This is a genomic window from Teichococcus deserti, from assembly GCF_001982615.1.
In the GTDB taxonomy this organism is placed as follows: Bacteria; Pseudomonadota; Alphaproteobacteria; order Acetobacterales; family Acetobacteraceae; genus Pseudoroseomonas; species Pseudoroseomonas deserti.
This window is the reverse complement of record NZ_MLCO01000032.1, coordinates 1-21,206: the sequence shown is the minus strand read 5'-3', so window position 1 is coordinate 21,206 and position 21,206 is coordinate 1. Positions and strand designations below refer to the sequence as shown.

General features: G+C 66.1%; 22 protein-coding genes. All 22 read left to right on the top strand.

Translation table 11 applies throughout. The features are described from left to right. Window positions 1-1,296, top strand: coding sequence for a S49 family peptidase (locus BKE38_RS05200; RefSeq protein ID WP_083747304.1), 1,296 nt, complete (start codon window positions 1-3; stop codon window positions 1,294-1,296). A gap of 3 nt (window positions 1,297-1,299) precedes the next feature. Further along, on the top strand, window positions 1,300-1,665 hold the full coding sequence (locus BKE38_RS05195; RefSeq protein WP_076956308.1) for a head decoration protein: 366 nt from the start codon (window positions 1,300-1,302) through the stop codon (window positions 1,663-1,665). Window positions 1,666-1,677: 12 nt separating this feature from the next. Next, entirely contained in the window at window positions 1,678-2,691 is a 1,014-nt protein-coding gene (locus tag BKE38_RS05190; RefSeq protein ID WP_076956307.1) for a major capsid protein, read from the top strand. Window positions 2,692-2,704: 13 nt separating this feature from the next. Continuing rightward, window positions 2,705-3,052, top strand: a complete 348-nt coding sequence (locus BKE38_RS05185) for a head-tail joining protein (protein WP_076956306.1) — start codon at window positions 2,705-2,707, stop codon at window positions 3,050-3,052. Window positions 3,053-3,126: 74 nt separating this feature from the next. After that, window positions 3,127-3,558 (top strand): hypothetical protein, encoded by a 432-nt coding sequence (locus BKE38_RS05180; protein ID WP_076956305.1) that lies wholly within the window; start codon window positions 3,127-3,129, stop codon window positions 3,556-3,558. A gap of 10 nt (window positions 3,559-3,568) precedes the next feature. After that, a complete protein-coding gene (locus BKE38_RS05175; protein ID WP_076956304.1) occupies window positions 3,569-3,826 on the top strand; it encodes a hypothetical protein in 258 nt (85 codons plus the stop codon). 54 nt (window positions 3,827-3,880) lie between these two features. Then, the gene (locus BKE38_RS05170; RefSeq protein ID WP_076956303.1) at window positions 3,881-5,056 is read left to right on the top strand and encodes a hypothetical protein; all 1,176 of its coding nucleotides are present in this window, start codon (window positions 3,881-3,883) and stop codon (window positions 5,054-5,056) included. A 2-nt stretch (window positions 5,057-5,058) separates the two neighbouring features. Beyond that, entirely contained in the window at window positions 5,059-5,679 is a 621-nt protein-coding gene (locus BKE38_RS05165; protein ID WP_076956302.1) for a hypothetical protein, read from the top strand. Between the two features lie 336 nt (window positions 5,680-6,015). Beyond that, window positions 6,016-9,702 carry a coiled-coil domain-containing protein gene (locus BKE38_RS05155; protein WP_076956300.1) on the top strand — a complete coding sequence of 1,229 codons (3,687 nt, stop codon included), beginning with the start codon at window positions 6,016-6,018 and terminating at the stop codon, window positions 9,700-9,702. Further along, window positions 9,699-11,348: a hypothetical protein gene (locus BKE38_RS05150; protein ID WP_076956299.1), complete on the top strand. Its 1,650-nt coding sequence runs from the start codon at window positions 9,699-9,701 to the stop codon at window positions 11,346-11,348. Before BKE38_RS05155 ends, BKE38_RS05150 begins: the two co-directional genes overlap by 4 nt. Beyond that, window positions 11,348-12,133 (top strand): hypothetical protein, encoded by a 786-nt coding sequence (locus BKE38_RS05145; protein WP_076956298.1) that lies wholly within the window; start codon window positions 11,348-11,350, stop codon window positions 12,131-12,133. Before BKE38_RS05150 ends, BKE38_RS05145 begins: the two co-directional genes overlap by 1 nt. After that, complete coding sequence (locus BKE38_RS05140) at window positions 12,134-13,354, top strand: tail fiber protein (protein WP_076956297.1); 1,221 nt, start codon at window positions 12,134-12,136, stop codon at window positions 13,352-13,354. Further along, window positions 13,351-13,815, top strand: coding sequence for a hypothetical protein (locus BKE38_RS05135; RefSeq protein WP_131829489.1), 465 nt, complete (start codon window positions 13,351-13,353; stop codon window positions 13,813-13,815). Before BKE38_RS05140 ends, BKE38_RS05135 begins: the two co-directional genes overlap by 4 nt. A gap of 10 nt (window positions 13,816-13,825) precedes the next feature. Beyond that, the gene (locus tag BKE38_RS32775; RefSeq protein ID WP_076956295.1) at window positions 13,826-14,041 is read left to right on the top strand and encodes a hypothetical protein; all 216 of its coding nucleotides are present in this window, start codon (window positions 13,826-13,828) and stop codon (window positions 14,039-14,041) included. After that, on the top strand, window positions 14,042-14,443 hold the full coding sequence (locus BKE38_RS32770; protein ID WP_076956294.1) for a hypothetical protein: 402 nt from the start codon (window positions 14,042-14,044) through the stop codon (window positions 14,441-14,443). 27 nt (window positions 14,444-14,470) lie between these two features. Beyond that, a complete protein-coding gene (locus BKE38_RS05120; protein WP_076956293.1) occupies window positions 14,471-16,753 on the top strand; it encodes a hypothetical protein in 2,283 nt (760 codons plus the stop codon). Between the two features lie 86 nt (window positions 16,754-16,839). Continuing rightward, window positions 16,840-17,340 carry a hypothetical protein gene (locus tag BKE38_RS05115; RefSeq protein ID WP_076956292.1) on the top strand — a complete coding sequence of 167 codons (501 nt, stop codon included), beginning with the start codon at window positions 16,840-16,842 and terminating at the stop codon, window positions 17,338-17,340. Then, entirely contained in the window at window positions 17,325-17,966 is a 642-nt protein-coding gene (locus BKE38_RS05110; protein WP_076956291.1) for a hypothetical protein, read from the top strand. The genes BKE38_RS05115 and BKE38_RS05110 overlap by 16 nt, the downstream gene beginning before the upstream one ends. Window positions 17,967-18,019: 53 nt before the next feature. Continuing rightward, window positions 18,020-18,601 (top strand): hypothetical protein, encoded by a 582-nt coding sequence (locus tag BKE38_RS05105; RefSeq protein WP_076956290.1) that lies wholly within the window; start codon window positions 18,020-18,022, stop codon window positions 18,599-18,601. Next, entirely contained in the window at window positions 18,598-19,104 is a 507-nt protein-coding gene (locus tag BKE38_RS05100; RefSeq protein WP_076956289.1) for a hypothetical protein, read from the top strand. Before BKE38_RS05105 ends, BKE38_RS05100 begins: the two co-directional genes overlap by 4 nt. Before the next feature lie 70 nt (window positions 19,105-19,174). Next, on the top strand, window positions 19,175-20,170 hold the full coding sequence (locus tag BKE38_RS31295) for a hypothetical protein (RefSeq protein ID WP_131829488.1): 996 nt from the start codon (window positions 19,175-19,177) through the stop codon (window positions 20,168-20,170). A gap of 77 nt (window positions 20,171-20,247) precedes the next feature. Next, a partial coding sequence (locus BKE38_RS05090; RefSeq protein ID WP_207553495.1) for a glycosyl hydrolase occupies window positions 20,248-21,206 on the top strand: 959 nt, incomplete at its 3' end.

The following is a 21,206-nucleotide window of genomic DNA, read 5'->3' as shown; positions in this document are numbered from 1 at the left end:
ATGCCACATATGGCGCATGTGGCGGCGCGCCTGTTTGGCACGCCGCTTCTGGTGCATGAGGCGAAGCTGCAGGCGATCCTCGGTGGCATCGGAGATCGCCTCGGTCTGAAGCCCATGGCCTTCGATGACGACGACTTCGCCGCCCAGACGGTGCCGCAGCAGCCGCGCCGCCCCTATGCGGTGACGCCGGACGGGGTCGCCATCGTCCCCGTCGTGGGCGTGCTGGTGAACCGCTCAGGCCAGATGGACGCCAACAGCGCGTCTCTGCGGTCCTACGGCGAGATCCGGCGCGATATGGTCATGGCGATCTCTGACCCTGGGGTTCGGGCTATCGCGCTCGATGTCGACAGCCCCGGCGGCGAGTGTGCTGGCTGCTTTGAACTGGCTGAGACCATCCGCGGAATGCGTGGCCGCAAGCCGATCGTGGCGGCAGCCAATGGCTACGCCTACTCGGCAGCCTATGCCCTGGCTTCGGCCGCCGATGTCCTCTTCGTCGGCCGTGCCGGCGGGGTTGGCTCTGTCGGCGTGGTAGCGCTGCACGTCGATCAGTCGGCCCGGGACCAGCAGCAGGGTCTGGCTTTCGAATACGTCTTCGCTGGGGCGAAGAAGATCGACGGCAGCAGCCACGCGCCGCTAAGCGAGGGCGCCAGGTCTGACCTGAACTCTGAGGTTCAGCGCTGCTACGGGCTTTTCTCCAGCTTGGTCGCCGCCAACCGGTCGCTGGCTGAGAGCGCCGTGCGCGGCACCGAAGCCGGATGCTTCTATGGGGAAACAGCGATCTCGGTCGGCCTGGCCGATCGCGTGGGGACCCTCTCTGATGCCGTAGCGGAAGCCGCTCGGCGTGCTGATGCCGCTGCCCCTGGCGGCACAACGGAGCGCGGCCGACCCGCGCGGGCAGCTTCCACTTCGGGAGAGCACATGTCTACCAATACCGATGGGGCCGCGCCCGCAGCGCCGGCCGACCAGACCACCGTTGCCCCTGCTGAGGGCAATGCGGCCCAGGCTGCAGCCGCGGCGGGCTCCTTCAACGCGGAGAACGCCGCCGCGATCGTCGAGCTCTGCGCGCTGGCCGGCCAGCCGCAGGCGGCCGCCGGTTACATCCGCGAGGGCAAGACTAAGGGCGAGGTATCAGAGGCCCTGCTTCGCGCCCGCGCCGCCGCCCAGGACACGACCAGCGTCAGCGCCGGCCACGGCGTGGTGGGCGCGGCAGAAGCCAGTCGCACTACCAACCCGGCCGACCCGTTCGGCTGGAACGCTTCCATCGACCGCGTGTGCGGCAAGCAGAAGGGGGCCTGATCCATGGTCACTGTTCCTTACGGCCGCGGCGCCGGCCATTTCATCGCGGGCGAGAGCAACTTCTGGCGCTCCCGGCAGCACGAGACGCTCGCCTCCGGCAGCGTTGGCGTGGCTGGCACGGTGCTGGGCCGTGTGACCACCGGCGGCAAGGTGGTCCCGCATGCCCCCGGCGCCAGCGACGGTAGCCAGAACGCGATGGGCATCCTCTTCGACGACGCCGACGCCACCACCGAAGACCGGCGCGTGGTGGTGCTGGCCCGTGACTTCGAGGCTGACGGCAAGGCGCTGACCTGGGCCAACGGCATCACCAACCCGCAGAAGAACACGGCCATCGCTGCTCTCGCGGCGCTGGGCATCGTGGTTCGCTAAAGGAGCACGACGATGCCCTCTCTCGACATTCTGGCGAATGACGCCTTCAAGCCGATCCCGCTCACGCGGGCGGCACGGCGCCTGCCCTACCAGCCCCAGTATCTGGGCGGCCTGAACCTGTTCGAGGTCGATCGGGTCCGCACTGACCGGGTCGCCCTGCGCCGTCTCAACGGCAAGATCAGCCTGATCCCGACCACTGAGCGCGGCGGTGATCCGGTGATTGGTCAGAGCGACGAGGGGGCGGAGGCCTATCTTCGCACCCCGCGCCTGGCGAAGCGGCAGCGCAAGCAGGCGCACGAGCTGCAGAACCTGCGCTCGTTCGAGAACCCCGACGAGTTCGTCGCGGTCCAGGACGAGATCACCCGCATCCAGACCTCGCAGCGACAGGACATGGAGCTGACCCACGAGTTCCATCGGCTCGGCGCCATTCAGGGTAAGCTGATCGACGCCGACGGCACCAGCGTGCTGGCAAACTTCTACACCCTCTTCGGTGTGGCGGAGCCGGCGCTGATCGATTTCGAGCTAGACGACGCGGCGACCGACGTTCGCGGCAAGTGCGTCGCGGTGGTTCGCCAGATGCGCACCAAGGCGATGGGCGCCATCCTGCCGAGCACGCGCATCTACGCCATGGCCGGCGACAACTTCTTCGATGCGCTGGTGGCTCACCCCAAGGTGGTGGACACCTACCGCTACCAGGAAGGCGCTCGCCTGCGCGAGAACACGGCGTTCACCACCCTCGAGTTCGGCGGCATCACCTGGGTGAACTATCGGGGCACCGACGACGGCTCCACCGTCGCGATCAACACCGACCAAGCGCGCTTTTTCCCGGTTGGGGCGCCGGGCGTCTTCGGCGTGGTCTATTCGCCCTTTGAGGCGGAGGAGTTTGTCAACACTCCCGGCGAGGACATCTACAGCATCATCGTGCGCGACCAGGAGCGTGGCTTCTGGTTCCAGCCGGAGATTTACTCCTATCCTCTGCACTACTGCACGATGCCGGAGCTCCTGCTCCGGGCGAAGAAGTTCTGATCGGCAGGCGGCCATGGACCCTTTCGCGATGGCGCGGAGAGACTTGGCCGCCTCCGCCCTTGGGGTGGATGCTGTCTACCAGTACAAGGGCAGCAGCACTCCCTTCCCGGTCCGCCTCATCTTCAGCCAGGCTGAGAATTCCGGGATGAGGGGTTTCGACACCCCCGGCAAGGGCGCCGTAAGGACCGAGGCGGTCATCACCGATGCCTCGCTTAACCCATTCAGCGGATATGGCCCGAAGGCTCGCCCTCAGCCGGGCGACCTCATCGGCCTCGGCACTGAAAAGGGCTGGAAGGTTGCCACCGTTGAAGCCGATGCCCGCGGCATAAGCTACACGCTCACGCTGGCGCGGCAGGACTGATCATGCCGCGCACTCCTTTCCGAGAAGCCGTCTATGCGGCGCTTCACCAGCATCTCCGGGCAGCTTTCCCGGAGATGAACGATGCCGAGCGGTCGATCGAGCGCAATCCGACCGACGAGCTCCCTTCCGATGCCATCTTCCCGGCCCTGCGCTGCTACGATGGGCCTCATTCTCAGGCGCCTGCGCCGGCGGTCGGCGAGACAGCCTATCGGATGACGTGGACGGTTGAGGGCTTCGTTGAAGCGGAGTTCGCTGGCGACGCGCCTGGCCTTGATGCCGAGATGAATGCCCTCCTGGCCCGCGTCATCGGCGCGATCATCCTCCCCGAGGCCGCCCTCGAGATCCCTCTCGCTGACGGCACCCTGGAGCTCTGGGGCGAAGACACCGCCTTCGACATCGAGCGCACCGGCGCCGCGACTTCGGAAAAGGCCGGCATCCGATTCACCCAGGAATTCGTGTTCCAGGTCTGGACCACGCGCGGCAACGCCTTCGTCGAGACGCTCTAGGAGACCCCCCATGACCGACAAGACCTCCGACGCCCCGGCGGAAGCCGCGGCGCCCACCGTCGCGACCGCACCTCTGCCGGACCTGAAACGGGTTCTGGTGGTCAGGGAGATCGAGCGCGAGTTTGGTCCGGCCCTTGCGCCTGGTCAGATCGCCTATCTGCCGGCTGACCATGAGGCGCTCAAGGACGGACGCGCGAAGGACCCGGATGCTGCTCTGAAGGCGGCCGACAAAGCCGCGGACAAGCAGGCCGAGAAGGCCAAGGACTGACCCCAGGGGCGCCGCGAGGCGCCCTTTCTAATTCCAGCATGAGGAGGCGGGCGCATGGCGACCGACACCACCCGCACACGGCTTTCTGCCGTCGCGGTCAAGACGGAGACGGTCGAGGGCCAGGACGCCTTCGCCGGCACCCCCGCGCTCACCGACTTCATCGGCGCCGAGGCGACCTGGTCGCTGCCGCAGCAGACGGTCGAGGATCCGACGCTGACGGGGTCGTTCGACCCGAATGCGCCAATCCCGACTGGCATCCGGCCCCAGATCACCATCCGCATGCCGCTCCGCGGGAGTGGCTCGGCGACCGTGGCGCCGGAATGGGGCCGCCTGATGCGCGCCTGCCGCTTCGAGGAGGTCCAGCAGGCGACCTCGGTGGGTGCCCCGACGGCCGCCACGGCGGGCACGGCCACCACTGCGACCCTGGCGACGCCCTTTGCGGCGACTGCCCAGGCCTATCGCGGCATGCCCACCGTGCTAACCGGAAATCCGACCGGGCCTCAGCTGACCACCATGCTGGACTACACGGCCGGGCGGGTGGCCACCTTCCCGATGACCTTCAGCCCGGTCCTCAGCACGGCCACGCTGGCGCAGATCCCGGCGAACTGGCTCTACCGCGTTACCGACGACGAGACGCAGTTCCGCCCGGTCACGATCTACGTCTATCGTGGCGGGCAGCGCTGGCGCCTGGTGGGCTGCAAGGGCTCGATGAGCCTGGAGATGGTCGCCGGCAACCCGGGCTTCATCACCTTCACCATGCGCGGCCAGCTGCTGGGCGCCTATGAGACCGTGGCGCTCCCGACCGGCTGGAACACCATCAGCCGCCCGCAGGCGCCCATCTGGGCCAATGGCCTTTCCCGGCTGGATCGGGTGGTCGCGCGCTGCGCCCGCTACACCTACAACGCCAACGTGACGATGTACGACCCAGAGAACCCGGAGGCGCCCGAGGGCTATGACGCCCCGGAGATCACCGCGGCCAACTCCTCGGTCACCATCGATCCCTTCAGTTCGACCACCAACAGCGCCTCTCGCTTCGGCAAGTTCCGGGTCGGCACGAGCATGCCTTTCGCCGGCCTGATGGGCTCGACCGTCGGCAACCGGATCGCGGTGACCAACCCCAGCCTTCGCATCAGCGCCTATGACGACGCGAACCGCGGCGAGATGGGCGTCGACAACCTCACCCTCGTCCCGGACGTCCCCGGGCAGGGCATGTTCTTGTCGGTGTTCTGAGCATGACCGTGGTGACCAAGACCGGCGTCCGCACGACGAAGAGCTTCGAGGGCCGCCGTTACACCGTGCGCGCGCCGAGCTTCGACGAAGCCGGCAATCTGGCGACCGCGTCCGGCTACGCCATGAGGCCGACGGCGGCGGTGATCAATTGGGAGATCCGCGAGGCCCTGGGCCGCGCCGGCAAACCCGAGATGGCCGCCGCAATCGACGAATACGAGGCGGCCGAGATCGCCTTCCAGGATGCGCGCCTGCAGCTGCCGATCGGCGAGACCGACCCCGAGGCGCTGCGGGAGCCGAACAAGCTGGTGTCCGATGCCCGGCAGCGGCTGATGAAAGCCGATGTGGCCCGCAAGGTGGCGGAGTGGGCCGTGCGCGACGACAAGGCGCTGCAGGAGATGCGCGCCCTGGCCCTCAAGCTCGACCGCTCCGAGCACGCCGAGCTGGTTGCCCTCTGCGTGGTCGGCTGGGAAGGCGAAGGTCTGCCGTCCTTTGAGCCGCCGGCCGAGGGGGAGAAGCTCGAGGGCTCCTACATCTCCAAGAGCCTGCCTGCTGGTGACGTGGCCGCCCTGGCGCAGGTCGCTCTCGGCATGATCAACCCGACGAAGGAAGACGCGGGAAACTGACAGCCGCCTTCCAAGTGATGCGGTCGGCGCCCGGTGCTTTCCCGGACGTTGTTCGCCCACCGGAAGGCGGCTACTGGGAGGCTGGCGGCCGGCTCTGGAAGCCCAACCCTCGCTTCTACATTCCGCGGAACATCTTCCACGTCGTCAGCCTCTGGTTTCGCTGCCAGGGCGGCATGGGTGGACTGGCTCAGCTGCCGGGAGTCGGCGGCGTGGGCGATCAGGCTGCTTGGCTGATGCGCGCCTTCTCTCTCCTTGACGGAGAAGAGGCCAAGGCGCGGCGCGCCAAAGAGTCATAAGGCCCATTCGCGGCCATTCGCTTTGGCTTGAGGAGGTCAGATGTCCGGATCCGCGGGTGATCTGCCCATCAAGATTGGCGTCGAAGGCCTTCCTCAGGTTGATGCTGCATTTAGTCAGCTCGAGGCGCGCCTGAATACAACGGCGGGAAAGCAGCGCCAGTACGAGCAGGCTACCCTACTGGTGCAGCGCGCCCAGGAAGCTGGCGTGGTTAGCACTGAGCGGGCATCGCAGGTGCTGCAGGCTCTGCAAACTCGATACGAGAGCAACGGCCGGGCCGCGGCCCAGTTGGCGACTGCGAACGATAACCTGGCGCGGTCATCGAACCAGGTTGCGCACCAGGTCCAGAACGCATCGTACCAAGTGGGCGACTTCTTCGTTCAGGTAGCGAGCGGCCAGTCAGCCATCACGGCTTTGGCGCAGCAGCTGCCTCAGCTCCTCGGCGGCTTTGGCATGATTGGCGCGCTTGCTGGGGCGGGTGTGGCGATCGGCGCTGTGGTCTATCGCCTGCTAGAGGGGAAGACTGTCCTCGAGCAGCACGACGAGGTGATGAAGCGCGTCAACGCCCAGTATGAGGCGACGACGAAGGCGGCTGAGGAATGGGTGTCCGGCCTGGACAAGCAGGCCGAGCGACTAAATGTCCTGCGCTCCCGGTACCAGGGTCTCACTGCTGACGTGAAGCAGTATGAGGAGCGACAGCTGGCGGCGCGCCGTGCCGAACTGACGGCCGATACCGACCGATTGATGGACCAGGGCGTCGATCTTTCACCCATCGTGAGCCGACTTCGGACGGCGCGGTCGGTCGCCACGGGCAGCATTGCAGATGTCAGCTTTGGAGATCTGCCGGCGCAGGTCCAGGCGGTCACGCGCGTTCTGGATCAATACAGCCTGTCGACTGCGAACGCGGCAGAGCGCTCTCTGGAACTGTCCAACGGGCTGTCTGCCGCTCAGCGTATGGGTGGCCCTCTCACCAGCACGCTTGAGCCGCTGGTCAAGGGCCTCGACGGGCTGCGGCCCAAGCTGCTCGACAACAGCGATGCACTGAAGCTTGTCGACCAGATGCTCAACGCCCTTCGCGGTGAGAGCATTCCAGGGGCTGTCGGCGCACTTGCCGACCTCATGCGCCAGGCCGACGCGGCAAAGACACCTTTCGCGACCCTCCAGCAGAGCATTTCCGACACCAACGCCCGACTGCAGGCGCTGAGGACAGGCGGCCTCGATGCGCTGAAGGCGGCGACTGAAGCACAGTCGGATGCCGCCAAGATCCGCAAGACAGAAAACGAACTCGCCGCAGCGGAGGCACAGCGGCTTCAGCAGACTGTGCAGGATGAGGCAGAGCGCAATCGCCTATTCATCCAAGGCGCGGCCGAGCGCACGCGTGCTGCGACAGAAGCCGTCCAAGCCGAGCGCACTCTTGCGAATGAGACCGCCAAGGCCGAGGAAGCGAAGCGAGAGGCTGAGCGTCGGGCGCGGGAATCCGCCGCGGCATCGCGCCGGGCTAGCGCTGAGGCCTTGGCGCAGGAGCGGGCCGAAGCGACAGCTCTAGCCCGCGTCTGGGACACGCTGCGGCGAGATGGCCAGTCGGGGCTCCTGGTCGGCAGCGAGAACGACGTCACGGCTCTGCGCGCGATACGCGACAGCATGCGTGGCACTGCGCTCGACCCCAAGGGGGTCGAGAAGCGGGCCAAGGAGACCGAGCGGCTGCTGGAGAAACAGCAGCAGCAAGCCGAGCGCACCACCGACGATGTGGTTCGCTATGGGTCGGACCTCTTTGCCGACATGTTCGCCACGACCGAGGGCGGCTGGGACCGCATGTGGTCGAACATGCGGCGGACGGCCACGGGCATCCTCGCGCGCATTGCGGCCGAGGCGATCATTCGGCCGATTGTGGCGCCAATCGTCTCTGGGGGAATGGCATTTGGTAGCGCCGGTTCTGCTGCGGCCGCAGCCGGCGGCCTTGGCGCGGGCGGGAGTTCGGGAGGCGGCCTAGGCAACCTGCTCCAGCTGCACGGTATGGGTTCCAGCTTCAGCGAGGCGCTTGGGCTTGGCGGCGTCAGCAGTTGGCTTGGACTATCTGGTGGGACTGCGGCGGCGTCGAGCCTAACGAGCTTTGGTTCGCTCGCCGGGCTGATGTCGATGCCGATCCTGACGACAGGTAATCTCGGCGCCGCGACGACGGCGGCTCTGGCCGGCATGGGAGGGGTAGCAGGTCCGGCGACCCCGGCTGCCGTAGCTGCGGCCGGCGCGTCATCGCTGTCGCTTGGGAGTTTGCTTGGCGGCGCCGGGCTCGGCTTCGGCGCCGGCACGCTGCTGAACACTCTCGTTGGAGGCAAGAGCACGGGCGGCATGATCGGCGCCGGCGCGGGGGGATTGGCGGGCGCCGGCCTCGGCTTTCTGCTTGGTGGGCCGGCGGGCGTCCTGCTTGGCGGTCTACTGGGTGGCTCAGGCGGTGGTCTGCTGGGCGGCCTATTCGGCGCTAACGCGCCACGGCCTGCTGCAAGTGTCCAGTTTGGCGTCAACGCTGACGGCCAGCTCGATGTGACCGGCTCGAAGTCCAAGTGGATGGACGACGCCGAGGCGATCGGGGCTGTGCAGGAAGCTCTGGTCAAGCTGAACACGACCATCAACGGGCTTGGCCTGTCGCTCGACAGCGGCGTGGTCGGGCAGCAGCATTTCGGGAAGGACTCTCGTCCCGAAGAAGACCAGCGCAACATGACGCTGGCTCTGCTGGGTGGTCTGCGCGGTGGCAGCGCCGCCATGCAGCAGGTGATCCAGAGCGAGCTCGGGAAGGCCTACGCCGGCGACGACAACTTGGACCGGGCGCTGGCCAATGTCGCCTGGGTCAAGGAAGTGTTCGACCCGCTGATCAACCCGCCCGAGGCGGTCAGCGCGTTCCAGCAGTCGATCGACGCGGTGATGGCGTCCTTCGACAGCGCGAAGGTGCGGGCGGGCGAGCTTGGCCTGGCGACGGACCAACTCGTACAGAAGCAGCTGGAGCAGGTCTTCTCGCTGCAGCAGCAGCGTGATGCGACAGTTTGGGGGATCGACCGCGGTCTCGACATTCGCCGCATGCGCGCGACGGGGAACGATCGGGACGCCGACCTTCTCTCGTTCGATATCGCCGCCATCGCCGAGCGGGCCAGCTTCCGGTCTTCGCTCGAGGCTCTCGGGCTGACCGCGGATGCCATTGCGCAGCGTATGGTCACCCTGGAGGAGACTCTGGGCGCCGAGCGCCTGGCGGTGCAACAGCGTTATGCCGAGCAGATCAAGCAGGCCGAGCAGCAGGCAGCCAGCAACGCTGCAGGGGTGATCGGCAGCCTCGCCGACTATGCCCGCAGCCTGAACTACAGCGATGCCAGCCCGCTGGGCGCGTCCGAGCAGTTCATGACGGCGCGGTCGCTCTACCTGAGCAATCAGGAGGCGGCGCTTCGCGGCGATGCTGGCGCACTTGGGCAGTTCCAGGGCCTGTCGCAGGACTACCTAACCGCGGCGCGGAACCTCTACGGCTCGGGCAGCGGGTATGCCTCGGCCTTCGAGCAGGTGAAGTCGGCGCTGGACCAGATCGGGACGCTGACGCCGGACACGCTGACGGCGTCGTTCCAGCAGCAGATCACGCAGACCCAAACGGAAACGCTGGTCGCTGCACTGGGGCGGATGCAGGAGGAGAATGCGGCCATGCGGCGTGAGCTGCAGCAGTTCACAGCGCTCATGGCCCGCAGGGCCGCATGACCGGCCCCGCCTTCACCACGATCGAGGTCGCCGCCTATCGGCCTGGATCCGTCAGCAGCACAGGCCGCTATGGCTGGAGCGCCATCGGCGCCTGGGGCAGCCCCATGCCGGATGCCGCGGTGCTCGAGGACACGACCACCGTGCGCGCCTCCGACGTCGGCTATCGGACAGAGCAGGCGGCCGGCGACGTCATCAATTACCCGGCGGTGCTGCTTGAAGCGCCTGACATCGACCGGCACCTCGAGCTGGATCCCGCTTCGTCCGCTGCGCCGATGACGGTAGGCCGCGCTGTCCTGGTCAACGACAATGGTCGCTTCGACCAGCTGGCGACGGATTACACGAGCGACAGTCGCCGGGTTACCATCAAGACAGGGCGCCGGGTCTACGACAGCGACCGGGGCTACTTCGTTGATCCGGTGTCGACGGCACTTACGACGCTGTTTGCTGGATTGGCGGAAAGCTGGCGGCTCACTGAGGCCGAGCTTGAGATCCCCCTGCGCGATCCGACTTACGCGCTGCAGCGGCCCTACCTCCGGAACACCTACGCGGGGACCGGAGGTCTGAACGGGGCTGCGGACATGGGCGGGACTACGATCCCCCGAACGAGAGGAGGCATCACTTCCCTCCCTGTCCGGGGAATCCAACCTCTACTGATCGATCCTGTTGCACGCATCTACCAGTACAACGACGCGCCTGGGACCGTGGTGCAGGTCTACGAGGGAGGCGCCGCAGTTTTCACCTCGGCCGGGGACGTGGCAGACCTCTATACGGGCACCACTCCAGCAGGGCAGTTCAGGACCAACAATGCCCGCGGAATTTTCCAGCTGGGCAGCACCGCGGTCGGCGTTATCACCGCTGACGTAACCGGCAGTTTCCCAATAGCTGGGACCGTCAACCGCGCGGCGCTCGTCGCTCAGTACATCATGACAGAGGATCTTGGCATCCCGTCGTCAATGGTCAACTCGGCGGCCTTCACGGCATTGAGCGATACCTATCAGTACCCCGGCGGCTGGTATTGGCCGAGTGGCGACGCGACCACAGGCGCCGGCGCTGTCGGGCTGTTTCTTCGGTCCCTGGGGGCAAAGTTGGTGCCGATGCGCGACGGCCAGCTGTCGTGTGTGCTCTTAAGATCGATTCCATCGAACATTGCGCCAGCGGCAACACTGTCTACTGCACAGATCATCAGGCTAGCCGCACAACAGCTGTCTGCTCCCCTGGACCCGCCGGCCTATCGCTGGCGACTAGGCGGTCGCCGCAACCATACGCCGATGACGTCAAGCCTCAACGCCGGTCTCACCGATGCGCAGCGCAGAGCCGTCGGCCAGGAGTGGCTGGTAGGCACATGGTCGAGCAACAGCATTCTGGCCGTGTATGCCAATCCGTCAGATCCGGATCTGATCCCCACGGCGCTCCTGTCCGTCACGCATGCGCGGCTGATTGCCACGGCGATCGGGGCGCAATGGGGCTCAAGACCCCGGCTCTATGATATCGACTTGCCTGAGGAGATCGCCATGAGCCTGGACCTCGGCTCTGTGGTCCGCGTGACCTATCCGGCGGCAGACCTGCGCGCCGGGAAGCTGGGCCAGGTTGTGGGCGAGCAGCGGCGTGCTGGTCAGACTGCGGTGACGCTGCAGGTGCTCGTCTGATGCCGGCTTTCTGGGGGATCCTGAACCGGGCGGCGACGGGCGTCATCACCGCCTCGGCGGCCCTGGCTAGCGCGCCGGCGGCAAACCTGGGCGGCGCGCATGGCGACCCGGCGAGTAGCTGGCAGACGCCCGCGGGCACGACGACGGCGACAGTGCGCATTGACGGCGGGGTGGGCGCGACCTGGCGCCTCTTTGCGGTCTGCAACGCCAACTTATCGGCGACGGCGATCGTCCAATGGACGGTGAGCGACAACGCCGACATGTCCTCGCCGACCTACTACAGCGGCAATGTGGTCGGCGTGTCAGACCGGCAGACGGTGCATGTCGCGCCGGCCGAGGTGACGGGCCGCTACTGCCAGGTTCGGATCGTCAACGCGTCGAACGTCGATGGCTACCTGCGCGCCGCCAACCTCTGGGCGGGCCCGGCGATCGAGATGAGGCGCGGGCTGTCCTATCAGTCGGCCTGGGATCGCACGGCGACGCAGGAGACGCAGACCACCCGTGGCGGGCAGGAATACCCGATCACGCAGTTCCAGCGCCGGGGATGGGACCTCCGCTTCGGCTCGATCCCCGCCGCTGAGTTCGCCGCCGGCCTGGCGACCCTCGACGCCGTGATCCGGGTGGGCAACGCCGGGGACAACGTCCTCTTCGTCCCCTTCTCGACCCAGACCGACACCATCAACCGCGACACCATCCTTGGCCTGCTTCGGCCGGCGGCTGTCGGCTACGTCAACGGCACCGGTCTCTATCGGACCTGGTCTGCCCGCATCACGGAGCGCCTCTGAATGCTTCGCGACCTCGTCGAAGAAATCGTCAATGCGCCAGGCTCCTCGGCCACGATCAACCTGGCCGGCCCCCCGACCGGACGAAAGGCCTGGATCAGCGCCTCGACCTTCTCGGATGGGGATCAGGCGTACTACGTCCTGACTGACAACGGCTCGAACTGGGAATGGGGCGTCGCGACGCTGGCGGCCGGCAGCCCAAACACCCTCACCCGGACCACCGTGCGTGGCAATTCGGCCGGGACCACGTCACGGCTTACCTTCACCGGGACATGCCGCGTCTACAACTGGGCGATCTCGACGGCGGTGGCGATCCGCCTGGCCAATGGCGCAATCAGTCTCGGCGGCGACGCCCTCGGCGGCGCGATCTGGTGCAACACGGCTGGCGGCACGGCGAACGCCATCACGGTGAGCCCCGCGGTCGCTCTGGCCGGCAACACTGCTGGGGCGGCTGTGGAGTTTGTCGCCACGCTCACCAACACCAGCACGGCGACGCTGGCTGTGGGCGCTCTGGGGGCGCTGCCGCTGATCCGACAGACCAGCGCGCTTCTGCGGCCTGGCGATATCAGCGCAGGGCAGCTCATCCGCGCCATCTGCGATGGCTTTTCCTGGCGGCTAGCGCACGCCATCACGCGCGAGATCGGCGAGCTCGTGCCCTACACTGGCGGCGACCTCCCGCCTGGCTACCTCTGGCCGGATGGGCGGAACGTCAACCGCGCCGACTATCCAGCACTCAACGCGCGCTATGCCGCCGGCGGATATCCGCACGGCACGGGCAACGGGACGACCACCTTCACTCTGCCCGACCGCCGTGGGCGAGTGATGATCGGTCGAGACAACATGGGCGGCACGTCGGCCGGGCGGCTGGCATCGACCATCGGCAACGCCAGCGCGTCACAGCTGAACTTCTCGGGTGGTGACGACCGCACCCCGGCCCACACCCATGGGATCACTCAGACGCCGCACGCCCACACCTATTCGCAGGTGGCGCACGCCCACAACTACGATCAGGTAATCCCTACCGTGGCCAAGCTGCTGGCCGGCCCCAACGACGTCAATGTCATCGCGGGCGTCAACAACGGCGCAACCAGCAGCGTGCCGGCCTCGATCACGATCCAGCCCGAGAACGCCAACATCACGGTCAACTCCAGCGGCGCTGGCGTGTCGCAGAACCTGCCGCCGTTCTCGATCGACAATTTCATCCTCTACGTCGGAGGCGCGTGACCGTGGACATCCCTTATGAGGTTTGGTCGTCCTGGGGGGACGGGGAGCTTGCCGCTCGAGTGGCTGCATTCGCTGCGGCGCTCGATGCGCACAAGCAGACGGTCAACGTTCCTCGACCGGTGGAAAATGGTCTGGTCGAGCAGATCGTCGCCGCTGGGGGGATGAGCAAGGTCACGCTTCTCCCGCCTCCGGGCCCGGTCGCGCAGCCTGCCCCGCCCGGCGTGACCTACAAGGCCGACATCTGGAGGCGCACCACGGACGCCGAGGCCGATGTGCTCGACGCCGTGATCGACCAAGTTTCCGCACGCCTCCGCCGCTACTATGAGGGTGCGGCGTATCTCGATCCGCGCGATGCGGATTTCCCAATGCTCCGCGATGCAATGGCTGCGGCCCTGGCGCAACTCATGGGCAGTGCCGCGGCGGCGAATGCCCGAACAGCCCAGATCCTGGCCCCTTCATAGGAGACCCAGCATGGCAATGCCGAAGGGCGAACCGGCCAAGCTCCCTCTGACCGGCGCGGAGAAGGCCAGACTTCTGCAGGGCTCGCCGATGCGGCCGGTCATCGCCGAGATTAGCGCTATCGTGCAGCTGGTTCTGAGCCAGATCACCACGACCAAGGGCGACCCCGGGCTGAGCGCCTACCAGATCGCGCAGAAGCTCGGGTTCACCGGCAGCGAGGCGGACTAGGTGGCTTCCCTCAAGGGGGCGGCGTCGACCGTCCCGGGCCCGGCCGGGAAGAGCGCCTATGAGGTGGCCAAGGTCGCGGGCTTCGCTGGCACCGAGGCGCAGTGGCTCGCCAGCCTCCAAGGCGCTCCTGGAGCACCCCTGCGGGTCGAGCAGTACACCGCCACAAGCAATAGCTCGGCGGTGGCCAGCTACGCCTTTTCATCGGCTTTCGTCGCCGCCCCGCTCGTCTTGGTCCGCTCCGGCTGGTCGGGCAACCAGGAGATCGGCGGCGGCATCACGGCCACGACGACCACCGGCTGCACGGCTGCCGTCAAACGCAGCAGAGGCACGCTCCTGCTGACAGATGGCCCGTTCGAGCCCGCTCCCAACACGGCGCTGACCGTCGTCGCCATCGGCCGCTAGGCCACCCCTAAAATCTGGAGATTGCGCATGTCGAGCACGCTCGCCGTGGATGTGGTCCTGCGTCCGCGCCTTGGCGCCTACTATTCGGCTCGCCGTCAGCGCGTGAACATCGGCTCGACCCAGCCGGTGTATTTCGATGTCGTGGATGCGCAGACCCGCGCTCTGGTGCCCGGAGCAGGCGGCGCCTCGGCGCTCTACTGGATGCCCGGCACGCTGGGGACAGATGCCCCTGGGCAGCCGCTCGCCATCGCCGAGAGCAGCCCTGGGACGCTGCGCGTCGACGTCCCGTCGGATGTGCCCGGCGCCTGGCGGGTCTGGCTGCGGATCGAGTCCCCTAGCGCTGAGACCGCCGACATCGTCTATGACGTCCCAGACGATGGGGGCGCTCCTACGCTGCTCACCATTGAGGAATGGCGCTCGATGCAGGCCGCCGCGGCCGCGGCTGGTGCGTCCGCGGCTATCCCCGAGGCTAATCGCGTCGGGGCGGAGGCGGCCCGCCCCTTCGCCGAGAGCGCTGCGGCAAGCGAGATCATCGCCCTCGACGCAGCCGACATGGCGCGGGATGAGCGCATAGCGGCCGGTGAATTCGCGGAGACCGCCCAGACGGCGGCCGCCGCGCTGACCGACCCGAGCGTCGCCCCGAACCTGGTGAAGAACGCGGCGGGGACCGATGTCGGAGATCCTTTCAAGTTCGACAAGCTGGTCCTGCCGACGGCGCCCGCCACTGATCTTTCGGGCTCGGCGCGAAAGGCCATCACGGTCGAGACGCTGCCAATTTTGCCGCTCGACATCGACACTGAATTCGCATCCCCGTATCTACAGCGCTCCACCATCCAGGGAGAGCGCGGCGACTGCGTCGACATGAATGCCCGTCTGCTGTTTCGAGGCCGCGATGCGGCCGGAGACGCGGTCTGGAACAATGCCTGCTGGGATAGCTTGATCGCTGACGCGAACGCTTACTTCGCTTCGACAGGCCGCCGCCGAACCTACAAGGTAAACCGGCGGCAAATCTTCCAGTTGTCCAAGACCGGCCTCATCATCCCTCCCTGCCGTATCGATCTCAACGATAGCGTGCTGCAGTATCAGGGGCCGGCGACGAGAAGCTATGTTCACGTCTTTGCGGGTGAGGTGGAGCTTGACAGCTACAACCTCTATTCCCGAGCCGGCTTTATAGCCTATCGCGCTGCGTTGTTTGGTCGCCTGACCGAGGCTCAGGGTCCACTGGTCCACAGCGTCAAAATCGACGCGGATGTCCAGATCAACAACAAGGCGGCATCTGGCGCGAACAAGTTTGACGTCGCTGTCACGATTGGTGGCCCCGGAACCCGCATTAAGTCGCTCCACATCAAGCGCCAGGACTTCGCCTTCAACTGCAATGCTCAGGCCACGCAGCTGGTGGGCGCTCGGATAGATGACGCTGTGGTCGAGTTGGCGCGGGCTGGTCTGGCCTGGGACAACTGCAAGGACATCGAGATCGGACGGTATCGCTTCGATGGCGCGAGCCCGAACGCGACGCCTGGCCCTGGCGAGAACGCGCTCCTGTTCGAGGGCGTGGTCCAGGCGCGGGTCGGCCCGGTCTTCAGCCGCGGATCGCCTGAGCATGCTGTCCGCGTCGGCGGCGTCCGCTCCGGAACCATCCCATCGAGCGACATCCACTGCGACGACATCATCACCTACCAGTCCGGGCAGACCGCTCTCAAGACCTGGACCGCGAACTTGGCGACGCCGCTGAAGCGGTTCTCGGCGAAACGGGTCTACGCCATCGATTCCGGCTGGTTCCTCTCGAAGCAGGGCTCCGCGCCGCGTTACAACGACTATGGCGTGAACCTGCAGAACATCGAAGACGCCGACATCGGCCAGGTCTTCATCGGCACCGAGCAGGCCACCTATTCGGCCTATGACGGCATGCAGATCTCAGGCGCGACCCGCCTCACTGTGGGCCAGGCCACAATCAACAGCGCGGCGCGCCACAGCGTCTTCATCACGCCCTACTGCAACCAGGCCGTGCCGCAAACTGGCACTGCTTATGGGATTGATCCCGCACCCAATCGCGGCATCACCCTGGCAGGCGTGGTCTCGAACAATCCGCAGGGCAGTGCGCTGCAAGTCGAGGAAGCGGCTGGCTACGCGCTGGAATGCCTAGAGGCGCGGCTGACCGCTTCCGGTGGTCAGCGCTACGTCGGCTGGACGGGGGACGGAACCATCGCCACCAAGCGTGTGCTGATCGACTACAGCGGAGTGGATGCCGCTGTGCCGACTTACACCGGGCCGTCCAACGCAGTCATCAAAGTCCGTGATCGCTCGGCGTAAGCTGGGAGGATGGACATGCCCAATTCCGGGATGACCGATGCAGTGCCCGAAACGCCCTTGAACAAGGCTGAACGGTGATCCGCAGAATGGCTCGCACCTTTGGGGAGGGCATGATGGCTGGCCCCTTGCTGCCTATCGTCCGCATCGGCCAATGGATTTCGAGAATTGTGCACCGCCGTGCCGATCTGCTGGAGGTTTTCTCTGGCTGCGGCACAGTCGGCCTGGCGGCGATAGCACTGATCAACCACAGCAACGGCAAGTCGGCGCCGAGTATGGACCTGCTTTCGCAGTCCGTCTCGGAGCCGATGACGCTGTGCTTAGTCGGCGCCCTTGCTGCGTTGCAGCCCTGGGCCCTGCATCTTGATGATCCGCGCGATCATCGGCACCCATTCGAGCAGCCGAAAAAGTGGCTGCGCGCCCTCACTGCCGGGACGATGGTCATCTGGTACTTGACGCTCGCATGGGCGGTCGGTCTGAGCACCGGCCTGTCGCAGGTGCAGGCGATGTACGGGATGGCGTCTGGGATGAACCTATACATCCTGGCTCATGTGCTGACCCGGAGAGCCAACGCGTGCAGCTCGCGCTAGAGAGTCTCCCACCCGCTGCTCAGGCGCTGCTTGGCGGCGTCGGCACCGGAATCTTAGGCATCCTCTTCTTCCTCTGGCGAGCCTATCGAGACTATCGGAAGGACAAGCGCGAGGAGGAGAAGGCGGACGCTGAGCGCGAGGCCCAACGTCGTGATCGGCAGGATCGCGGGTTCGCTGCGCTCGACGAAAGCCGCGACCGCAATGTGAAGCGCCTGAACGATGAGATCGAGGCGCTCGCGAAGCGGCACAAGGAAGAGATCGAAGCGGTCCGAGCCCGGGCCGCAGAGGATCTCGCCATCGTTGAGCGGGCCAACGCCAGGAAGCGCGGCGAGATTGAGCGCCTCGAGGCCAAGCTTCTTGAGGTCGCCGCCAACCGCGACGAGGGGTGGGACAAAGGGCGGATGGCGGAGGAGCTCGGCCGTGAGTTCCGGCACGAGCTGGTCAACCTCTACATGGCTGTCCATGCGGCCGGCAAGTTCAGCGCGCCGATGCCCCAGGCGCTGCTGAGCCTCTACGAGGCCGGCAAGAACCGGCAGCCCATCCCGCAAGAGCTTCTGCCGGCGCAGATGCCCCAGCTGCAGCACATGCCTCGCAAGCCACCGCCAGGAACGCCGGCCTCCCACTGACCCCGCGCGGCCGGCTGCCGCACCCCTGACAATCTGACCTGAGGAGGGCCCGCATGGCGCCCCTGATTGCGGCTGCGCTGGGCTTGGCCCCGGTGCTGGTCGAGATGCTGGCTGGCAAGAAGGCGGGCGGGCTGGTCGAGGCTGCAGCTGAGGCCATCGCCGGGACGACCGACGCGGAGGTGATCCGCAATCTGCCGCCGGACCAGCAGGCGCAGCTTCGACAGGAGCTTGCCCGCATTGCGCTGGAGGTGCGCCGGGCCGAGCTGGCCGACGTGCAGCATGCCCGCGACACGGCGACGAAAAGCAACCTAGTCGCCTGGGCGCAGGTGACCGGCGCCGCGGTCATCTTAGGCATTTGGGGCGTCATGGCCCTCCGGCTCGCCTTCACTGGGCTGCCCAGCGGCAATGAGGTCGTCTTCTCGTCGGTCTTCGCCGGCGTTTCCGGCGTGCTCGGCGCAGTGCAGCAGTTCTTCTTCGGGAACTCGACGGCGAGCCACGCCGCCAACCAGCGGCTCGATGCCATCGCGGCGTCTGCGCCGATGCTGTCTCTGCCGGCGCCTCAGGCCTCCATCCCCACCCCATCCACCGACGATCTCAACGGCCGGTCGCTGGCCGCAGCGCGAGGTATGCGATGACCCATGCCGATTTCCTACGCCGCATCATGCGCCCGGCTGCTGCGTGGGCCGAGCAGGCCGCGGGCATCCGGTCCTCGCCCGAGGCACTCCGCTTCCTGCTGGCTGTGGCCGGGCAGGAGAGCGCCTGCACACATCGGTTCCAGATCCTCGCAAATGGCAATGCCGGGCCGGCTCGGTCGTTCTGGCAGGGGGAACAGACAGGCGGAATGATCCTCGTGCTGCGCCACGGCAAGACCAGCGCCATGGCGCGCCAGTTGTGCGACGCGGCGTCCGTCCGCCCCGAGCCGGCCCATGTCTGGCGCGCGATCGAGGGGCACGACGGGCTGGCCTATGGCTTCGCCCGCCTCCTCCTGCTGACCGACCCCTACAAGATCCCGGTCGACCAGGCGCCGGCCTGGGAGTGCTACGCGGAACGGCTGTGGAGGCCGGGTCGGCCTCACCGAGGGGCCTGGGAGGCGAACTGGGATGCCGCCAGCGTTGCGGTCCGGGCAGAAACCGCCTGATGAATCGGATGTGATGTTCGGCCCAAGCCGGCGATCTGGCCGGAGAAGTGGAACGCTTTACAGTGCAGGCATGGACACAAAATTCGGACGGCTGCTGATTATCAAGGCTCCGGTTCGGGCTAAGGGGAAACTTACTGTTTGCTGCCGCTGTGAGTGCGGGACAGAAAAAACTATCCAGCTTCGCCATCTGAAATCTGGAGCCACCACATCTTGCGGCTGCATCCGCAAGGAGGTGCACGCGGCGCGGTTCGAGAAGCTAAGATTTATTCCGCCGGGGACAACTCGGCTGAGCTACAGCCAAGCAAAATCTGCGGGGGTGACAACTTACTTCGGGAAAGTTTGTCGCCTCCACCCTGATTGGGAAGGCAAGAGATTTACGTCAAGCGCCAACTGTTGCGAATGCGAGCGACTGAAAGCGGTCGCCTCCGCTGCCAATCGTACACCTGAGAAAGCAGAAGAGATCCGGAAAGCACGATCGGCTTACCAGAAAGCTAACAGCGCTCGCCTTTATGAAAAACGGAAAGAAAGGCTAGCTTCAAATCCGGAGCGCCGAGAAAAATACTTGGCCTACCTTCGAAATTATCAGAAGAACAAAGACCCTGAGAAAGAGGCCGAGCGCAACAAAATGCGCCGGGCTGATCCGGAATATGCCGCCTTACAGGTCGTTCGTAAGAAGGTGTGGCGTGCGAACAACCGAGAACGTCACCTAGCAACATCTCGCGCCTATGACGCCTTGCAGCTGGCAACAAACCTTCAGCGGCGCATCTCCAAAAATCTTCGGCATCGGCTCTGCAAAGCAATGATGGGGAAAACTCGGGGCGTCTCTGCGGTTCGTGACCTAGGCATGACTATCCCAGAGTTCCGTAGCTACATAGCCAGCCTCTTCCAGGATGGGATGTCGTGGGAGAACTATGGCCGCTGGCACCTGGATCACATCCGCCCCCTGATTGCATTCGATCTGACGGATCCAGCGCAGGCAAAAGCTGCCTGCCACTACACCAACCTTCGCCCGTTGTGGGCGCTGGAAAATCAGCGGAAGCACGGCAAGGTGCTCGAAGCAATTTAGAAGTCGTCACCTTTGTCCTGCCAAGGCGTCACTCCGGAAGGAGGGCGCCTTTTCTGCGTCCTTCACGGGAGAACAAGATGGCTGAGTTTGGCTTCTACCCGGGCTACGGCCTGAGCCGCGTCAACGCCATCGTGGCTTGGCTGGGCAAGCCCGACTTCCTTCAGCTCCATGGCGACATCCGGGACTGGCCAAACTTCATCAGCTCCATGCGCGGCAACGTGGATGAGAGCGAAAAGTACACCATCGACGACGCCAAGAAGGTCGGCGTGAAGCTGCAGATCACGCAGCCGGCCTTCCCTCGTGGCGGGAACATCACCGATGCGGCAGCTGGCAAGTACAACGGCTACTATGACGATTCCGCCAAGGCGATCGACGCGGCGCTGGGCGATATCGCATATGAGCCGGTGTTCCGCAGCTGGGTGGAGTGGAACGGGCGATGGATGCTTTGGTCTGCCTATACTGAGGCCGACGGCAAGAAAGTCGCCGCCGGCTTCCGGCATCAGGTCGACGCTTTCCGCCGGTATCGCCCCAAAGCGATCATCGACTGGAACTACAACCGCGGCGAGAAGCCGCCGATGTGGGGCTGGCCGGGCGACGAGTATGTCGACGTTATCTCCTGGGATGGGTACATCGAGGCCCAATATGTCGGGCAGGAGGACGGCGCGGCCGTCTTTGAGCGGTTCCGCACCGAGGGCTACGGCCTAGACTGGCTCGCCAACTTTGCCCGGTCCAAGGGCAAGCTGATGGCGATATCCGAGACCGGCCTCAAGTCGGTGTCGGACAAGCAGGGGGCCGCCTACCTGCGGGCCATGCGGGCCTGGTGCGTGAAGAACCTGGACGTGCTCGCCTGGGTGTCGCCGTTCCTGGAGACGTTCGACCCGAAGAAGTCGTCGCAGTGGGAGGACGTTGAGCTCCGCGCCTCGGGCAACAATGCTCGCCCCCTGTCCATGCAGGCGATGGTCGAGCTCCGTGACGCCATCCGCGGAAAGCAGCCGAGCGGTGCGATCACCCCCCCGGTCGTTACCCCGCCCGTCAC